This is a genomic window from Levilactobacillus paucivorans, from assembly GCF_001437125.1.
Taxonomy (GTDB): domain Bacteria; phylum Bacillota; class Bacilli; order Lactobacillales; family Lactobacillaceae; genus Levilactobacillus; species Levilactobacillus paucivorans.
In genome coordinates this window covers 1-234 of the sequence record NZ_JQCA01000084.1, presented here as the reverse complement: position 1 = coordinate 234, position 234 = coordinate 1, and the positions used below count along the sequence as shown (strand labels likewise).

Here is a 234-nt window from a genome sequence, read left to right as displayed (position 1 = left end):
TTATTTTGAAAGCAAGATGGATACGAAGTCTGAAGTTCTGAAATCTACCAAACCCATAACTTACACGTTTTATTACTTTGATCTTGTTATTGATACCTTCTAATGGACCATTAGAATAGCCGTAGGCTAGTGCATTATGAATTGAAGTTCGGTTTTCTCTGAAGGTATTAAGCACAGTCATCATTTCATCTGAAACTGGATCACTGTCGTTGAGTAGAATGTCCAAACGCTCAT

General features: G+C 36.3%; 1 protein-coding gene. It reads right to left on the bottom strand.

Going from position 1 to position 234, the window contains the following annotated elements; genetic code table 11:
* On the bottom strand, window positions 1-234 hold a 234-nt coding region (locus IV54_RS12015; RefSeq protein WP_191980415.1), incomplete at both ends, for a transposase.